The sequence below is a fragment of the Blautia sp. aa_0143 genome (assembly GCF_004167315.1).
Lineage (GTDB): Bacteria > Bacillota > Clostridia > Lachnospirales > Lachnospiraceae > Blautia_A > Blautia_A fusiformis.
Window position 1 is genome coordinate 95,052 of the sequence record NZ_RCXU01000002.1, and the last position, 16,498, is coordinate 111,549.

General features: G+C 43.4%; 20 protein-coding genes. 1 reads left to right on the plus strand and 19 read right to left on the minus strand.

All coding sequences use genetic code 11. The features are described 5' to 3' along the window. Positions 1-154: 154 nt before the first annotated feature. The 8 genes from EAI83_RS01410 to EAI83_RS01445 form a co-directional block, all read right to left on the minus strand. Positions 155-796: a cytidylate kinase-like family protein gene (locus EAI83_RS01410; RefSeq protein WP_022427272.1), complete on the minus strand. Its 642-nt coding sequence runs from the start codon at positions 794-796 to the stop codon at positions 155-157. Positions 797-898: 102 nt separating this feature from the next. Then, positions 899-1,813 carry an RluA family pseudouridine synthase gene (locus EAI83_RS01415; protein ID WP_114001609.1) on the minus strand — a complete coding sequence of 305 codons (915 nt, stop codon included), beginning with the start codon at positions 1,811-1,813 and terminating at the stop codon, positions 899-901. 51 nt (positions 1,814-1,864) lie between these two features. Next, positions 1,865-2,335 (minus strand): signal peptidase II, encoded by a 471-nt coding sequence (gene lspA, locus EAI83_RS01420; RefSeq protein ID WP_242872557.1) that lies wholly within the window; start codon positions 2,333-2,335, stop codon positions 1,865-1,867. Between the two features lie 62 nt (positions 2,336-2,397). Further along, the gene (gene aroB, locus EAI83_RS01425; protein ID WP_092069990.1) at positions 2,398-3,489 is read right to left on the minus strand and encodes a 3-dehydroquinate synthase; all 1,092 of its coding nucleotides are present in this window, start codon (positions 3,487-3,489) and stop codon (positions 2,398-2,400) included. 20 nt (positions 3,490-3,509) lie between these two features. Then, positions 3,510-4,262 carry a YlmH family RNA-binding protein gene (locus EAI83_RS01430; protein WP_021652062.1) on the minus strand — a complete coding sequence of 251 codons (753 nt, stop codon included), beginning with the start codon at positions 4,260-4,262 and terminating at the stop codon, positions 3,510-3,512. Between the two features lie 4 nt (positions 4,263-4,266). Next, complete coding sequence (locus EAI83_RS01435; RefSeq protein WP_021652063.1) at positions 4,267-4,920, minus strand: cell division protein SepF; 654 nt, start codon at positions 4,918-4,920, stop codon at positions 4,267-4,269. Positions 4,921-4,944: 24 nt separating this feature from the next. After that, entirely contained in the window at positions 4,945-5,637 is a 693-nt protein-coding gene (locus EAI83_RS01440; RefSeq protein WP_129974503.1) for a YggS family pyridoxal phosphate-dependent enzyme, read from the minus strand. A 19-nt stretch (positions 5,638-5,656) separates the two neighbouring features. Continuing rightward, positions 5,657-7,099, minus strand: a complete 1,443-nt coding sequence (locus EAI83_RS01445) for an HlyD family efflux transporter periplasmic adaptor subunit (protein WP_114001608.1) — start codon at positions 7,097-7,099, stop codon at positions 5,657-5,659. A 214-nt stretch (positions 7,100-7,313) separates the two neighbouring features. Here EAI83_RS01445 and lexA point away from each other — a divergent pair, with 214 nt between their 5' ends. Further along, positions 7,314-7,934, plus strand: coding sequence for a transcriptional repressor LexA (gene lexA, locus EAI83_RS01450; RefSeq protein ID WP_015525162.1), 621 nt, complete (start codon positions 7,314-7,316; stop codon positions 7,932-7,934). A 180-nt stretch (positions 7,935-8,114) separates the two neighbouring features. On the opposite strand, the gene rsfS is transcribed toward lexA, so the two are convergent. From rsfS to EAI83_RS01505, 11 genes are all read right to left on the minus strand, one after another. Beyond that, positions 8,115-8,480, minus strand: a complete 366-nt coding sequence (gene rsfS, locus EAI83_RS01455) for a ribosome silencing factor (protein ID WP_015525163.1) — start codon at positions 8,478-8,480, stop codon at positions 8,115-8,117. A 6-nt stretch (positions 8,481-8,486) separates the two neighbouring features. After that, on the minus strand, positions 8,487-9,101 hold the full coding sequence (gene yqeK / locus EAI83_RS01460) for a bis(5'-nucleosyl)-tetraphosphatase (symmetrical) YqeK (protein ID WP_015525164.1): 615 nt from the start codon (positions 9,099-9,101) through the stop codon (positions 8,487-8,489). Further along, entirely contained in the window at positions 9,088-9,729 is a 642-nt protein-coding gene (gene nadD / locus EAI83_RS01465; protein WP_021652068.1) for a nicotinate-nucleotide adenylyltransferase, read from the minus strand. Before nadD ends, yqeK begins: the two co-directional genes overlap by 14 nt. 16 nt (positions 9,730-9,745) lie before the next feature. Continuing rightward, on the minus strand, positions 9,746-10,036 hold the full coding sequence (gene yhbY / locus EAI83_RS01470) for a ribosome assembly RNA-binding protein YhbY (protein WP_021978046.1): 291 nt from the start codon (positions 10,034-10,036) through the stop codon (positions 9,746-9,748). An 11-nt stretch (positions 10,037-10,047) separates the two neighbouring features. Then, on the minus strand, positions 10,048-11,340 hold the full coding sequence (gene obgE / locus EAI83_RS01475; protein WP_021652070.1) for a GTPase ObgE: 1,293 nt from the start codon (positions 11,338-11,340) through the stop codon (positions 10,048-10,050). 64 nt (positions 11,341-11,404) lie between these two features. Beyond that, the gene (gene rpmA / locus EAI83_RS01480) at positions 11,405-11,692 is read right to left on the minus strand and encodes a 50S ribosomal protein L27 (RefSeq protein WP_015525168.1); all 288 of its coding nucleotides are present in this window, start codon (positions 11,690-11,692) and stop codon (positions 11,405-11,407) included. Positions 11,693-11,697: 5 nt separating this feature from the next. Then, on the minus strand, positions 11,698-12,018 hold the full coding sequence (locus tag EAI83_RS01485; protein WP_015525169.1) for a ribosomal-processing cysteine protease Prp: 321 nt from the start codon (positions 12,016-12,018) through the stop codon (positions 11,698-11,700). Between the two features lie 12 nt (positions 12,019-12,030). Beyond that, on the minus strand, positions 12,031-12,336 hold the full coding sequence (gene rplU / locus EAI83_RS01490; RefSeq protein WP_015525170.1) for a 50S ribosomal protein L21: 306 nt from the start codon (positions 12,334-12,336) through the stop codon (positions 12,031-12,033). A gap of 141 nt (positions 12,337-12,477) precedes the next feature. Continuing rightward, entirely contained in the window at positions 12,478-13,701 is a 1,224-nt protein-coding gene (locus EAI83_RS01495) for a ribonuclease E/G (RefSeq protein ID WP_044961818.1), read from the minus strand. Next, positions 13,685-14,401 carry a TIGR03936 family radical SAM-associated protein gene (locus EAI83_RS01500; protein WP_334290829.1) on the minus strand — a complete coding sequence of 239 codons (717 nt, stop codon included), beginning with the start codon at positions 14,399-14,401 and terminating at the stop codon, positions 13,685-13,687. Before EAI83_RS01500 ends, EAI83_RS01495 begins: the two co-directional genes overlap by 17 nt. Next, positions 14,376-16,247, minus strand: a complete 1,872-nt coding sequence (locus tag EAI83_RS01505; protein WP_044961848.1) for a TIGR03960 family B12-binding radical SAM protein — start codon at positions 16,245-16,247, stop codon at positions 14,376-14,378. Before EAI83_RS01505 ends, EAI83_RS01500 begins: the two co-directional genes overlap by 26 nt. Between the last annotated feature and the right edge of the window lie 251 nt (positions 16,248-16,498).

A 16,498-nucleotide genomic window follows, 5' to 3' on the forward strand; every position in this document is an offset into this window, starting at 1 on the left:
AGGTGATTATAACATAGCATCTCTGGTTTGTGTCTAAAAAAAACATAAACATTATTTTCCAATAACCTGCAAAGATAAATTCCGACTTCAGGGTATCGCGCTGATACAGAAAACACCCCGCCATAAAATGGCAGGGTGCCTAAAAATCTGATGTTTATTTTTTCAGGCTATCATAAATGTGAATGGCTTCGATAATTGCCTTCGCAGTTCCATCAATGCCAAGCTTGCTGCTATCCAGACAAAGATTATAGCTGTCCGCAGATCCCCATTTCTTGTTGGTATAATAATTATAGTAGCTGGAACGGCTTTTGTCTGTTTTGTTGATCATGTCCTTGGCCTCTTTGGCATTTTTATTGTATTTCTGAGCAATACGGTTGATACGCCAGTCAAGGTTTGCATGAACAAATACACTGAAACAATCCGGATTATCTGCAAGTGCATAATCCGCACATCTGCCGACCATTACACAAGGACCTTCTGAAGCCAGCTTCTTGATTGCCTCAAACTGTGCAAGAAAAATCTTATGGTTCATAGGCATGTCTGTAAATCCTGCTGAGGAATACCCAAATGAATAAGTATCCATTACAAGAGAATAAAGAAAACTGTTTGTTGGCTTCTCATCATGATGCTCAAACAGCTCCTTGCAGATCCCACTGTCATTGGCTGCGTGCTCCAGCAGCTCTTTATCATAGCATTTGATTCCAAAATATTTAGCAACTTCCTGGCCGATCTGTCTTCCGGCGCTGCCATATTTACGACCGATAGTAATAATAGAACTTGTTGTATTGTTACTCATAACAGCCACATCCTTTCTGCTCAGATTCAGCGAATTTGCAAATATTAACTCCGCTTCCTCTTTAATATAGTTATTATACACTATATTCCACAAGTTTTCCAGCTATTTTCGCAATTTTGTCAGCAATTTAACAAAATATTCCGGAAGTGGGGCTGTAAATTCCATATATTCCCCGGTACGTGGATGAATAAATCCAAGGATCATTGCATGAAGTGCCTGTCCCTCCAGATGATAGGGATTTCTGGATGAACCATACACCGTGTCCCCAAGAAGCGGATGTCCGATACTGGCCATGTGCACACGGATCTGGTGGGTACGTCCTGTTTCAAGACGACATTCCACATACGTGGCCTCGCCAAAACGTTCCAGCACTTTGTAATGTGTTATTGCATCTTTACCATTTTTATGATTGATGGCCATTTTTTTACGATCTGTCGGATGCCGTCCAATAGGTCCCTCTATTGTTCCCACATCCTCTTTCAGATTTCCCTGCACAACTGCCCGGTAGCGTCTGCGGATACTGTGACATTTCAGCTGTTCTGCCAGATCCCGGTGAGCAATATCATTTTTGCATACCAACAGTGCCCCGGTGGTATCCTTATCAATTCTGTGGACAATTCCAGGCCGCATCACTCCGTTAATACCGGAAAGGCTGTCACCACAATGTGCCATAACTGCATTGACCAGTGTTCCCTGATAATGCCCGGCTGCAGGATGTACAACCATCCCTTTGGGCTTATTAACGATCAGTACATCTTCATCCTCGTAAAGAATATCCAGCGGAATATCCTCCGGAACGATATCCGGCTCACTGGAATCCGGGATCTCCAGATGGATCCTGTCATTTTCACGGACCTTATAATTAGATTTGGCAGCCTTCTCTCCCACGGTAATCTGTCCTTCTTTCAGAAGTTTCTGAAGGAAAGACCTGGAAAGACCGCTGTCTTTCTCAGCAAGATAGCGGTCGATTCGTATACCTGATTCTTCTTTTTCTACTATATAATCATATATTTCCATTTATATCTCCTACAAGAACAGACAAATGCATTATATATCTCTCTGCCCGGATCACTGTTTGATATTCAGAAACGCAAAATCATCATCTCTGTATTTCGTGCATACAAACAGGATCAGAAAAATTCCACTTACAACCACATAAACATCCGCAAGATTAAATACCGGAAAATCGATCAGGGAGAAATAGATAAAATCGATCACATACCCTCTGAAAAAACGATCAATAAAATTTCCCAGTGCACCAGCTGCAAGTACTGTAGCAATGGTGAGCAACGGCAGATAAAACCGCTCTTTCGGAATACGGATCCATGCATAGAGGATCACTCCCAGAAACAGTACACTCACAATGGCAAAAAAGAGTACACTTCCCTGAAACATTCCAAACGCAATTCCCCTGTTTTCCGGATAGAGATAATGAAGTTCAAGTACGCCGGGAATCAGCGAAACCGATGGTTGTCCTTTCAGATACAGATATGACAGCCATTTTGCTCCCTGATCCGCAGCCACGAGTAAGATCAGCAAAAAAATGTCCCCCGACATACACTTACTAAAAGACATTTTCTGATGATGGTTAACACGACTGATCATAGAGTTATCTCCTGAATACAGGAAAGCATTTCTTCATCGGTAACTGTTTTGTCGATAAAGCTTTTTCCGATACCATCCATCAGGATAAACCTGATATGTCCCTGTTCCATTTTTTTGTCTTTCTTTGTTGCGGAAAGAACTTCTTCCGGGATAAGACCATCTACATGCACCGGAAGATCGTAATCCGAACATCCCTGACAGATTTCCTGATATTCTTCTTTGGTCAGAAGTCCTCGTTTCATGGAAAGATATGCCGCAGCTACCAGTCCGACTCCCACACACTGTCCGTGGAGAAGGGTGAAATTCTTAAGTTTTTCTACTGCATGCCCCACAGTATGTCCCAGGTTAAGAAGCGCACGCTCTCCCTGTTCCTTAGGATCACGCTCCACAACGCCTGCTTTGATCTCACAACATCTGCGTACCATTCTGGCAATCTGTTCCATATCCAGCTTTTTGATCCCTTTCTGCTCACAGCATACATAGCGGAAAAAATCTCCATCACAGATCAATCCTGTTTTTAAAATCTCACCCATTCCGCAGGCAAACTGTTCTGCCGGAAGCGAAGAAAGAGTGCTTAGATTCATATATACAAGACGTGGCTGGTGAAAAGCTCCTACCATGTTTTTGTACTGCTGAAAATCTACGCCAGTTTTTCCGCCAACGCTGCTGTCTACCTGTGCAAGCAGTGTTGTCGGTACCTGAATGAAGTCAATCCCCCTGAGATAAGTTGCCGCGCCAAATCCGGTAAGGTCGCCTACCACACCACCGCCTAATGCAACAAGCAGACTTTTTCGGTCAAGACCATTTTGGATCAGGGCCTGATACAATGCCGAAACGGTATTAAGGTTTTTGTTTTTTTCTCCTGCCTCAAAGGTGAACACAGAAATATCGGAACTTACCTCACTTAAAACCTGCTTTACAGATTCTTCATACAGTGGTCCCACATTAGAATCTGTTACAATGCAGATTTTTCTGTCAACAAGTCCTTCTTCCTTCATAACCTGTGCCAGATTAGAAAAATCTTCTTCAAAACAGATGGGATAATGAAAATCACCTTCTCGTTTTACAAGTAATTTTGATGCTGTCATTGCGTTTTCCTCCTAGCTGTTCAGATATAAAGCAGAATCCGTACCCCAAGACGTCCTTTTTTTGTCTGACGGGATACTCCATCATAAATAAAACGTCCCTTTTTCCGAACGGATATGATGTCTCCCTCTTTGGGCTCATAACCATTGGATGTGATCAGTTTTCCATTTACAAAAACAAGCCCTTCTTCAATACAATGCACAATACTGCTTCTGGAAGTCCCAAAAGCCAATGCGATCAGAGAATCCAGGCGTACGGACGCACAGGTTCCACTAACTGGTTTCAGTTCCGGCCTCGGAAGATCACCCGGATCTTCTATCTTCGACGCCACAACTGTGGTATGTCTTACACGACACAGATTCTCCAGAAAAAAATCTGTCATCTGACGCAGACAAAAAAAACTCGCAGTATGATCTTCTATAAGAATATCCCCAACAACACTCCTGTCAACCCCAAGATTCAGGATCGCTCCCAAATAATCCCGATGTGTCAGATCTTCTGAAAATTTCACTGCTTTTGGCTCAAGCCGGATACAATCAATGGGATAATCCCATGTAAAAGCAAGAGCATCAGGGTGAAAGGCTACCATCTGACGCTCTGCATTCTCATATCCGCCAAAACCTTCCGCTGTAACACCCAGCTTATGAAAATTCTGACTGTTTAAAATATTCCGTTCATTTAAATTAAGAAAATCCGTAAATGTGGTAATATCTCTCTGATAGGCCAGATTTGCCAGTTCACGGATTCTCTTAACAAAAAGTTCTTCTTTATCCATGAGGTTAATAACCCACTCTAACAGACGGCACAGAACCGCCAAGGATATTCTGAAGATCACCTGTAATATCTACATTATATGGTCCAAGTACAAAAATATAGCTGGATACCTGCTGAAGGCTTCCTCCAAGTGAATAACATGCACCGGAAGTAAAATCGATGATCCTCTGTGCAAGCTCCACATCGATTCCTTCAAGATTCAGGATCACGGTAGAATTATCGACCAGTGTATCCGCAATTTCTCTTGCTTCCTCCATGGTTGTAGGCTTGATCACACAAACTTCCATATTTGCAGCCTGGGAAGAACGCTTGCTTGTACGCATTGGGGTGATCTTGGAAGAAGGCGCCGGTCTGGAAATACGTTCCTGCCTTGCCGGGGCCTTGGCTGCAGCTGTCTTTGCAGATGACTTGGCAACAGGTGCCTTAACCGTTTCATCTTCCGGCTCATCCTCCAGAAAATCCTCTTCCTCGTCATTTTTTTTCTTGGAAAATTTCTCAAAAAATTTCTTCTTTGGTTTCTCTTCCATATCATCATCTTCATCGAGGAAATCGTCATCATAATCGTCCTCATCCTCAAGAAGGCTATCATCTAACAATTCGTCATCGTCATAATCGTCGTTCAGTTTGATGGCATCTAAAAACTTGTCTAAAACGCCCATTTTAAATCTCCAATCTTATTAGTCTTATAATGCGTAATTTCTTGCACCAAAAATACCAGTGCCTACACGCACCATCGTAGCGCCCTCCTGCACGGCAACCATGTAATCTCCGGTCATTCCCATACTCAGAACACTCATAGTAACATTATTAATGTTTTTAGCAGCAATGTCAACACTTAATTTCTTAAGTTCACGGAAAATTTCGCGATTTTCCTCTGCATTATCAACATAGGGAGCAATTGTCATGAGCCCCTTTATCCGAATGTGTGAAAAATCTGCGATCTGTTCTATAAGCGGTAAAACTTCTTCCGGTTTCAGACCAAATTTACTTTCTTCCTGCGCTACATTTACTTCTATAAGGATCGGAACAATAACCGCTTTTTTCGCTGCTTCTTTTTCAATCGTCTCGGCCAAGCGAAGCGAATCTACAGAATGGATCATTGCAACTTTATCCACAATATATTTTACTTTATTACGCTGAAGATGTCCGATCATATGCCATTTGACATCTGAAGGCATCTGATCATATTTATCCACGATCTCTTGCACTTTGTTCTCTCCAAAGACACGTGCTCCGGCATCATAAGCCTCCTTCAGCATCTCCACCGGTTTGGTTTTGCTTACTGCGATCAGTGTGACTTCATTCGGATCTCTGTTAATTTTATTGCAGAATTCATTAATATTTTTCTGCACCTGTGCCAAATTTTCCGCTACCATGATATAAATCCTCCTTTAATTAGTAAAGTATATCCTGTTCACTTACTTTATCTGCATTTTTCACAATACGGTCATATCGGACAAGCCCATTATAGGTTTCCTTTGATACAACCGCATATTCCTCATTTTCATCCAGGATCTCGATCCGGCGGAATACCGCATATCCCTGATTGACACAGAAAACTCCCTCCAAAACTTCTGTATCTCCGATGATAAACTTCTCTCCACTATCCGGCTCAACAAGAGCATCACCTTCTTTAAATTTATTCTTGTCTACGTAATAAATATAGCTTGTTTCCTGTGTTTCTTTGTCTGTGATCTCATCACGGCCATAGATACCGGCACTGACAAAGGTTGTCGTACTGTCGCCTTTTTTATTTCTTCCGGAAAGCATAAATCCGGATTGCTGTGTTTCATCATCCGTCGTAAGATATTTGGAAGGTATTGCATAAAACTCCTTCGTTACGATAGAAGATAACGGGATCTTTAAACCTGTCACATTGTTCGTGACAAGTTCTATTTCCAGAAACCGGTCTGACGCATATCGGATCAGTCCCTTATTAAAATCAATCTTACCGTATTTAGCCCCATCGATCTCCATGATCGAAAAGTCTCCTGTCTGCGTCAGATCATCTTTCAGGAACTTGACACGGATCGATGTACGCTCCTTCAGATTAGCAGCCTGCTTCTCACTTAAAGGAATCAAAAGACTCCAGCGTTCATCTGTAATGATCGTATAAATATCATCTCCGGCCTTTATCTGTCCATCTGTTTTCAGATCCGTTTCCTGATAGGAATTCTGATCAAAATCAGCAGCTGTGACATTATCAACGGTTTTGGTTTCGTAGCCATCTGTAGAATACAGGATGATCCCGTCTGTCTGCGCACGGCGGATATTTGGATCACTGGAAACTATAGTTGTAACTGTGGCTTCCTCTCCATCTTCAGACGTCGTGCTTGCAGAAGAAGCTCCCGAACTGTCTGAAGCATACTGAAGGATGCTTCCATTGAGCTGATATTTAAAACTATAGGCACTGTTGAATTTGCTGGGATCAAATCCTTTGGAAAAGCTTTGCATATTACTGCGTATATCCGCCAGTTCCTCTCTGCTCAGAGAGGTTACATTGTCTGCAGATCTTGAACTGTTCAGGCTGTAGACAGCACCGTTGGCATTGATCTTGGTACCTTCCCTTGCGTAATATGTAACGTAACCGCCCGCATCTGCCTGCACTACGTTCTCTGTCATGATCGCCAGCCCTGTGTATGTCTCATTCATGGATAACGGACCGGAGGGAACCTGATAAGATTCCATATGAGAAGCTGTAAGATAAAGAATCACACTAAAGATCATATAGATAAAAATTGCTCCGAACATTACAGTTCCAATGTTCAGACCAAAAATTTTACGAAGCTTTGCTAAGAATCCCGGAGTTTTTCCGGAATGTACTTTATTGTCCGGCAAATGAATGCCTCCTTTACATCGTTCATCTCTTAAAGTTCGTTTTATTGTAACATTTTATTTAAATGAATACAAGCTTTAAAACGCGCGAACATACTTTCCGAATATCCGTTTGCCATTTTTTCAAAAGTATGTTATACTATTCAAAATATAATTTCGTGATGCTGTCATATTATGGTCGACAGCAGATAAAATCAACCCAGGGAGGTAAGTACACATGACATATGGCAGAATCAGTAAAAAGCAGCAGGAAATACTGGATTATATGAAAAATGAGATCCTTAACAGAGGTTTTCCGCCCTCCGTCCGTGAAATCTGTGAAGCAGTAAACCTGAAATCCACATCTTCCGTTCACTCCCATCTGGAAGCTCTGGAAAAAAACGGATATATCCGCAGAGATGCCACCAAGCCCCGTGCGATCGAGATCATTGATGATAATTTCAATCTGGTCCGCCGCGAGGTTGTCAATGTTCCTCTTGTAGGCACTGTTGCTGCCGGACAGCCGATCCTGGCAGTGGAAAATATCGATGCTTACTTTCCGATCCCAGCTGAATATATGCCTAATGAACAAAGTTTCATGCTGACTGTCAAAGGCGACAGTATGATCAATGCAGGTATTTTTGATGGAGATCAGGTTCTTGTAAAGCAGCAGGCAACAGCAGAAAACGGCGACATGGTAGTTGCTCTGATCGATGATTCTGCAACAGTTAAGACTTTCTACAAAGAAAATGGTTATTATCGCCTTCAGCCGGAGAACGACAATATGGAACCGATCATCATCACCGGTAATCTGCAGATCCTCGGCAAAGTATTTGGTGTATTTCGTTTCTTTTCATAAAAATATAAACAACAGATCCCACCCAATGTAATGTGATCTAAAAAGAGAGATATCTTTAAGGTAGCTGTACAGCCCCACAAAGATATCTCTCTTTTCTTTTTCAGCAGAAAACTTCTGCTTTTTGATTTCTTCTTATTTAGTTTACATAATATTTTTTACAGTAAACTAATATAACAAATTTTACTCATTCTCACCAAGAAATTCTTCCGCATCAAGAATCTTGCCGTCTCTCCAAATCCTCTCAAGATCGTAGAAAAGTCTGTTTTCCTCATCAAAGATATGGATGATCATATCACCGTAATCCATGAGGACCCAGCTGGAGTTTCTGGTTCCCTCGATCTGTTTTGCTTCATATCCGGCACGGCCAAGCATTTCATCTGCATTGTCAACCATTGCCTGTACCTGATTCTGGTTGGAAGCACTTGCGATCACAAAATAATCTGCGATCACGGAAACCTCATGGATATCAATGATCTTGATATCCTTTGCTTTTTTATCATCCAGTGCCTTGCAGGCGATCCGGACCATCTCTTTTTCGATACTCATAGAATTTTAATCCTCCTGTCTGTTGGCTGCATCCTGCATTTTTCTGTCATGGAGTTCTTTATAATAAACATAAGCATCCCTGGTCGTACTGTCGATTTCCTTGGGATTTTCCTCCAGATATTCCAGTGTATCCTTTAAAATCTCATACATACACTCATCCAGATCTTCAAAAGCAATCTTTCGCACCTTCGCAAGATTCGGAGCTTTGTCACGCATTGGTTCAATATAGTCTGAAATATATACGATCTTCTCAAGAAGGCTCATTCCCGGTCTTCCTGTTGTATGATAAGTGATCGCTGTCAGGATCTCTTCGTCTTTAATATCATATTTACTGCTGGCCACATAAGCCCCCAGTTTGGCATGGAGAAGAAACGGATGATCCTTTTCAAAATCTGATACCGGAATATCATGCTGGCTGCACAGCTTCAGTTTCTTTTTATTAGGAATACACTTTGCACTGTCATGAAGAAGTCCTGCAGCCTGTGCATCCTCCAGATCATAATCATAAACCATGGCAAGCGCAGCACAAGTGTACATAACCCCCATTGTATGCTCAAATCTGGCCTCATCCAGATATTTGGAAAGTTTCTTTTTTATCTTGATAAAATCATATTTTCCCATCTGAATCATTTCCTTTATAGATATCGTTTTTCTCAATATAGGAAATCACAGGCTTGGGAACATAATAGCGGAGACTCTGCCCGCTTTCATGCCAGGAACGGAGCAGCTCACTGGAAACATCAATATTCATGGTATCCAGTCGAATAAAATTCCCGTTATACTTCTGTGACAGAAGTTGCATCTGCTGATCAAGTTCCTTCAATGGAGTATGATCTCTGGTTGCCACTACCAGTACTGCTTCCTGACAAATGCGTTCCGGTTCCATCCAGGTATCAAAATTAAAAAGCGAATCTGCACCGATGATAAAATAATACTCTGTGTCCGGATTCGCTTTATTCAGCTGTTCCAGAGTCCGGTAAGTATACGTATAGCCTTCCTCATGCATCTCGATCAGAGACAGCTCAAAGTGAGGATTATCCTCTATGGCAAGACGGACCATTTCCGCACGCTGTTCATCAGTTGCTCTGCCCTTACGGTTCCGTTTATGAGGTGGATTCCCGCAGGGCATGAACAAAACTTTATCAAGCTCAAGCTGTTCATAGGCTTTTTCTCCCAGGATCAAATGCCCCATATGAATGGGATCAAAAGTACCACCCATGATTCCTATTTTTTTTGTTGCTTTGCTCATTTATAACCTCCCGAGATTACGGAAGAATGATTTTTTTCTTGTCCTTTTTACCTTCTCTGTAGAGAACGATCTTTTTACCGATCACCTGTACTACCTGAGATCTTGTTCTCTCTGCAAGAACCTGTGCCATTTCACGTGGATCCTCCAGACAGTTCTGAAGAACGCTGATCTTGATCAGCTCTCTTGCTGCAAGAGCTTCCTCAACAGCAGCGGTATTTTCAGGAGTAAGACCACCCTTGCCAAGCTGAAGGATCGGATCCATTGTCATGGCAAGGCCTTTTAAATATGCTCTCTGCTTACTTGTCATTGTCATACCTCTTATTTATAATAATCAAAATCAAAGCCATACATACGAACCGTATCGCCTTCCTGGATACCGGCTTTTTCCAGTTCCTCCAGGATACCGCCCTCTTTCAGGAATTTCTGGAAGAAGGCAAATCCCTTCTCAGAATCCAGATTTGTATAGCCAAGCATTTTTTCAATCTTAGGACCTTCCACAAGGAATACTTCCGGATCTTCCTCGCTGCGCTCCACAGTAAACGGAAGATTTTCATTTACAAGAACATCTTCCGGGAAGAATTCCTGTTCAAACACTACCGGTTTCATCGGGCTCTTATCCAGAAGCTCTTTCACATGGAAAAGGAGTTCTCTGACACCCTGCCCGGTAACGGCTGAAATTGGATAAACCGAAATACCCTGTGGCTCAAATTCTGCTTTCAGTTGATCAATAGGGCTTTCTTCGCCATCATCAAAAATACAGTCAATCTTGTTGGCTGCGATCACCTGCGGTCTTGCTGCAATTTCCGGATTGTAGGCCTCCAGTTCTTTATTGATCTTGTGGATATCCTCCACTGGATCACGACCTTCTACGGAAGCGGCATCTACAATGTGGATGATAACTCGTGTACGCTCAATATGACGGAGGAATTCATGTCCAAGTCCCACACCTTCTGATGCACCCTCGATCAGTCCCGGAATATCAGCGATAACAAAGCCGCCGTTATCAGTATCTACAACTCCAAGATTAGGGCTCAATGTTGTAAAATGATAGTTGGCGATCTTCGGCTGTGCATTTGTCACACGGGAAAGGAAAGTAGATTTACCAACATTCGGAAATCCTACCAGACCGACATCTGCGATCACTTTAAGCTCAAGGAGAACCTCAAGTTCCTGAGCCGGCTGTCCAGGCTGGGCATATTTCGGTACCTGCATGGTAGCTGTTGCATAGTGCTGATTGCCTTTTCCACCACGACCGCCTTTTAATACGACCTGTCTGCGATTCTCACCGGACATATCCGCGATGACCTTGCCGGATTCCGCATCCATGATCACCGTACCTTCCGGAACCTTCAGGACCACATCCTTACCGTCTGCACCATGGCAGCGTTTTTTACCGCCTTCCTGGCCATCCTCAGCTTTATATTTTCTTCTGTGTCTGTAGTCTCCGAGAGTATTCTGGCCCTCGTCAATCTCAAAAATCACATCACCGCCACGGCCACCATCGCCGCCATCCGGCCCGCCATTGGGTACATACAGCTCACGTCGGAAGCTTACATGTCCGTCGCCGCCTTTACCGGAGCGGATAATGATCCTTGCTCTATCTGCAAACATATTACACCTCTATTCCAAAAAAAGGCTCCAAACCGGATCGATTTGAAGCCTTTTACCTATTTCATTACTCTGCGTCTACAGGAACGATAGAAACCTGTTTCTTATCGCGACCTTTTCTTGTGAATCTTACGACTCCGTCTGTAAGTGCAAATAAAGTATAGTCTTTACCGCAGCCTACGTTTTCACCTGGGTGAATCTTGGTTCCGCGCTGTCTGTAAAGAATGTTTCCGGCTTTTACAAACTGTCCGTCTGCTCTTTTCGCACCTAATCTCTTAGACTCGGAATCACGACCGTTCTTTGTAGAACCAACTCCCTTTTTATGTGCGAATAACTGAAGGTTCATCTTCATCATTGTTGTTACACCTCCTTGACTTTTACTGTCAAATATCGATTGTTATAACTACCAGCAATTTCCGTCAGACCGAGAAGTAAGGAATCCATAAGGAGCATCCCCCGTTCAGAAAGATCATTTCTGAAATGAATGGAAACAAATCCATCCTTTTCCTGCACATCAAATTTATCATCTGTGAATTTCTCAAGAGAATTCACCGTGGTAATGATCAGTGCAGATACCGCAGCACAGACAATATCCTGTCCGGCTTCTGCATAACCGGCATGTCCCTTCGAAATAAATTCTTCGTAAGATCCGTTTTTCTTTCTGACTTTAATTGTAATCATGATGACACCAGATTAACCGTTAATCTTTTCGATCTTAACTTTGGTGTACTGCTGTCTGTGTCCGTTTTTCTTGTGATATCCAGTTTTGCGTTTGTATTTGTAAACGATGACCTTGCGATTCTTACCGTTTTCAACTACAGAAGCGGTAACACTGGCATCTTTTACATCCTCGCCAACCTTTAATCCGTCATTGCTGACTGCGATCACGTTGTCAAATGTTACGGTTTCACCAGCTTCTACACCGAGCTTTTCAACTTTAATTACGTCACCCTCGGCAACCTTGTACTGTTTACCACCTGTTGCAATAATTGCGTACATCTGTGGCACCTCCTAATTATTTACTCGCCAAATTCGGTGGCTCCTGTTCTGAAACTGAAGCTCTTTAACCTCTTTGTGCGGCATACTCGATTATCATAACAGTGACATACTGTTATGTCAATAGTTTTTTTGATATTTTTATTATTTTTTTGTAAGCTCCCGAATGTCCTCGATCACCGGACGTCTTACTTTCTTTCTGGTCATTTCCAGGATATGCAATGGTGTGATATCAATGGCCCTGCTCTTTACCGGATCTTTTCTGAGGAGCTTCTGTAAAACATGAAAGAGTTCATCTCTGTGATCCGGATTTTCCATGTTGATAAAATCGATCAGGATAATACCTGAAAGATTACGCAGCCGTAACTGCCGGCCGATCTCCGCAGCCGCTTCCAGATTGATCTTGCGGAAGGTTTCTTCCATTTTCTTCTTTCCGATATATTTTCCACTGTTTACATCAATGGATACAAAGGCCTCCGTCTGCTGGATCACCAGAAATCCGCCGCTGTTCAGCCATACTTTTTCTTTCTGGATCGCATCCAGTGCGGTTTCCACGCGATACAGCTTATAAAGCGGAAGAAGTTTGTCCTGATAAAAACGAAGCTTTTCTTTAAGCTCCGGGCTGATCTCTTCCAGATATCCCAGGATCATTTCTCTGATTTCCGGCACATCGGTAATGATCTCATCCAGGTCACGACCATAAGCATCCCTCACAGCAGCCACATAAAATGGTTCTGTCTCCAGTACAAGACTGAAACAGGTACGGTTCCGTCCCTGAACTACGGCTTTATGGTAGCGGCCCTTCAGCCACTCCAGTTCCTTCAGGATCTCTTCTTTGGAAGCGTCTGCGGCATTGGTCCGGACAATGATACCGAATTCCTTATCCGGACGCTCTGCTTCCTCTTTCAGCCATCCGCTGAGGCGATGGCGATCTTCCAGTGCCAGCTTGGAAGACAGACCAAACTTTTTATCTCCTGTAGTGAGAACAAGATATCTTCCCGTAAAATTCAGATTGGATGTCAGTGCCGGAAGTTTTCCCTTCATGGCATCCCTGCTCACCTGTACCAGGAGCTCATCTCCAGGCCGCAATGGTCCGTTTCCTTTTCTTCCTGCGGAAAAAACAGCTCTCTGTGCCTCTGCAAGAGAATAGTAGCATCTCTTTCCAGGCTCGATCTGCACAAAAGCCGCCTGGATATTGGATGCGATATTTTCGACCTGTCCGGTGTATATATTTCCAAGAATGGATTTTTCCTGATCGGATTCCAGTCGGATCTCAACGATCCGTTCCTCCTCCGAAAGAGCCGCTACTGTACAGGGCACACCATGGATCTCCATTCTTGTTATGATCAGTTTACTCAATTTTCTCACCTAATGATTCCAGAGTCACAAAACGTGGGCTTGCATTTTCTCCTTTATCGGCATACATTTCCAGACGTTTCACTGTGAAGGCAAATTCCGGAAGTTCTTCTCCAATCCAGTGGAAAAATGTGTTTGTTACCATCTCCGGCTTCGTATAATTAGAGCTTGCAGATGCCAGCATATAAAAGAACCCATTCTCTCTTACTTCCATTTTATAGATATTCGGACGAAGATCGATCTCCTTTTCGCTGCGCTTGGTCTGCTTGGTCACTTTGATCTCCGGCTGTGCCAGAAATTCTTTCACACGGCTTTTCCAGTCAATAGAAGGCTCTTTGCCCGGACGGAACTCCACAAGATAATCTGTTGCTGCCACCAGTGCCATCGCTTTACCCGCTTTTCCATCCTCTACCTTGCGGACGCTAACGATATGCATCCCCTCTGCCATCTGTTCCTCCAGACGGGCTGCGATCTCTGCAGTAGGCATATCTTCTGCCATTTCCAGGTCAAAATAATCTCCGAGACTCTCCATCCCCACTCCAAGTGGAACCGCAAAAGACATGATCATATGCGGGCTGTATCCACCGGAAAACGCTACCGGGAGCTCTGCACGACGAAGCGCTTTCTGGAAATAACGCATGGTATCCAGATGTCCCACAAACTTCATAGGACCCTCTTTGCTGAATTTAATTCTTACCTTCAAGGCAGACACCTCCTTTAAATTTCATAGCTCCACATGCGGAACATTTCTGACGGCAGTTTTCCGTCACAACACCCTCTTTTGCACGCTGCCATTCACGCTCCAGGAATCTGCGACTGACACCGGTATCAATGAAATCCCATGGAAGGATCTCATCCAGGCTTCTTTCACGAAGTGTGTAGAATGTCATATCCACTCCGCATTCAGCCATAGCTTCCTTCCAGATATCATAATCAAAATTTTCTGTCCAGGCATCGTAAAGGGCACCTTTTTCATAAGCCTTCAGGATCACATCCGCGCATCGTCTGTCCCCGCGTGCGAGAAATCCTTCCAGAGCTGTTACATCCGGTTCATGCCAGTTATAACGGATACTTCTCTGATTCAGCTGGGCGCGGACTTCATTTTTAACCACCTTGGCTTTTTCCACAAAATCCTGCTCTGTATACATTGGTGCCCACTGAAATGGGGTAAACGGCTTCGGCACAAAGAAAGATGTGCTGACGTTGATCTGTACCTTACCTTTACGCTGTTCTTTCGGAACTACCTCATAATAGGTCTCTGCGATCTTCTGTGCCAGATGAGCAATTCCCTTCATATCGTCTTCTGTTTCTGTGGGAAGACCGAGCATAAAGTAAAGCTTCACCTGATTCCAGCCACCCTTGAATGCTTCGCCCGCACCATGGAGGATCACTTCCTCTGTCAGACCTTTGTTGATAACGTCACGAAGTCGCTGAGAACCGGCCTCCGGAGCAAAAGTCAGGCTGCTTTTCTTTACATCCTGCACTTTACTCATAACATCCAGCGCAAAAGCATCAATTCGAAGAGATGGCAAGGAAATGTTGATTGCTTTTCCGTGGAATTCCTCGATCAGGAAATTCACCAGTTCTTTCAGCTGGGAATAGTCACTGGAACTTAAAGAACTGAGGGAAATCTCCTCATGACCTGTATTTTTCAGCATAATACGCGCCGATTCTTTCAGAGTTTCCACATCACGTTCACGGGTCGGACGATAGATCATACCTGCCTGGCAGAAACGACAGCCTCGAATGCATCCTCTCTGGATTTCAAGAGTTACACGATCCTGTGTTGCCTTAATGTGAGGAACGACCGGTGCCTCCACAGCACGATATTCCTTTTCCATATCAATGATCAGCTGTTTCTGGACCTTCTCAGGAACACCATCCGCCGTCGGTGCAAAGGATGCGATCGTACCATCTTCTTTATAGGTAACTTCATAGAGAGACGGAACATAAATTCCAGGGATCTTAGCTGCTGCCAGAAGAAAATCCTTCCTGCTGCCACCAGCCTTTTTATTTGCCTTGTACGCATCAAAAAGTGCATCATAAACCGTTTCACCTTCTCCGATATAAAACATATCAAAAAAAGGTGCCAGCGGCTCCGGATTATACGCACAGGCACCGCCACCGATCACAATAGGAAAATCCTCACCACGGTCTGCACTTTTCAGCGGGATACCACTGAGATCCAGTACCTGGAGGATGTTGGTATAACACATCTCGTACCCGATCGTAATTCCAAGAAAATCAAAATCCCGGATAGGCTCCTGGGATTCCAGTGCAAACAACGGGATCTTCTCCTCCCTCATCACCTTATCCAGATCCGGCCATGGGGAAAAGAGCCGCTCACACCATACGTCCTCGCGCTGGTTGAACATGTTATAGAGGATCATCATGCCCAGGTTTGACATTCCGATCTCGTAGACATCCGGGAAGCACATTGCGAAACGGATATCTACTGCATTTTTATCTTTCATTACGGAGTTGACTTCACCGCCGATATAACGGGCAGCTTTGTCAACCTTCATTAAAATTTCATCACTAAGTGCTAATTTTCTCATTCTTTTCCTTTCAACAATTGTTACTTTCTGCCAAAACAGAGATTTTCCTGATGGTGGCATACCGTATCCTTTTTTCTGAATAAACTTGAAAAATAGTATGCATTTTCCAGGCCGTTTTGACTCAAAAAATGGCACATGGTCACTTATGTTTTTATTTTAGCATATGCCGTTAATTATCCTATTATAATACAGGTCATTTCATAAATTCAAGGGAAATCGTTTGCTTTTTCCAAAGTGCTAAAATTTGTCTT

Coding starts and splice junctions, on each gene's coding strand:
- EAI83_RS01410 (WP_022427272.1), bottom strand. CDS start 796: ATGAGTAACAATACAACAAGTTCTATTATTACTATCGGTCGTAAATAT.
- EAI83_RS01415 (WP_114001609.1), bottom strand. CDS start 1,813: ATGGAAATATATGATTATATAGTAGAAAAAGAAGAATCAGGTATACGA.
- aroB (WP_092069990.1), bottom strand. CDS start 3,489: ATGACAGCATCAAAATTACTTGTAAAACGAGAAGGTGATTTTCATTAT.
- EAI83_RS01430 (WP_021652062.1), bottom strand. CDS start 4,262: ATGGATAAAGAAGAACTTTTTGTTAAGAGAATCCGTGAACTGGCAAAT.
- EAI83_RS01435 (WP_021652063.1), bottom strand. CDS start 4,920: ATGGGCGTTTTAGACAAGTTTTTAGATGCCATCAAACTGAACGACGAT.
- EAI83_RS01440 (WP_129974503.1), bottom strand. CDS start 5,637: ATGGTAGCGGAAAATTTGGCACAGGTGCAGAAAAATATTAATGAATTC.
- lexA (WP_015525162.1), top strand. CDS start 7,314: ATGACATATGGCAGAATCAGTAAAAAGCAGCAGGAAATACTGGATTAT.
- rsfS (WP_015525163.1), bottom strand. CDS start 8,480: ATGAGTATCGAAAAAGAGATGGTCCGGATCGCCTGCAAGGCACTGGAT.
- yqeK (WP_015525164.1), bottom strand. CDS start 9,101: ATGGGAAAATATGATTTTATCAAGATAAAAAAGAAACTTTCCAAATAT.
- nadD (WP_021652068.1), bottom strand. CDS start 9,729: ATGAGCAAAGCAACAAAAAAAATAGGAATCATGGGTGGTACTTTTGAT.
- yhbY (WP_021978046.1), bottom strand. CDS start 10,036: ATGACAAGTAAGCAGAGAGCATATTTAAAAGGCCTTGCCATGACAATG.
- obgE (WP_021652070.1), bottom strand. CDS start 11,340: ATGTTTGCAGATAGAGCAAGGATCATTATCCGCTCCGGTAAAGGCGGC.
- rpmA (WP_015525168.1), bottom strand. CDS start 11,692: ATGATGAAGATGAACCTTCAGTTATTCGCACATAAAAAGGGAGTTGGT.
- EAI83_RS01485 (WP_015525169.1), bottom strand. CDS start 12,018: ATGATTACAATTAAAGTCAGAAAGAAAAACGGATCTTACGAAGAATTT.
- rplU (WP_015525170.1), bottom strand. CDS start 12,336: ATGTACGCAATTATTGCAACAGGTGGTAAACAGTACAAGGTTGCCGAG.
- EAI83_RS01505 (WP_044961848.1), bottom strand. CDS start 16,247: ATGAGAAAATTAGCACTTAGTGATGAAATTTTAATGAAGGTTGACAAA.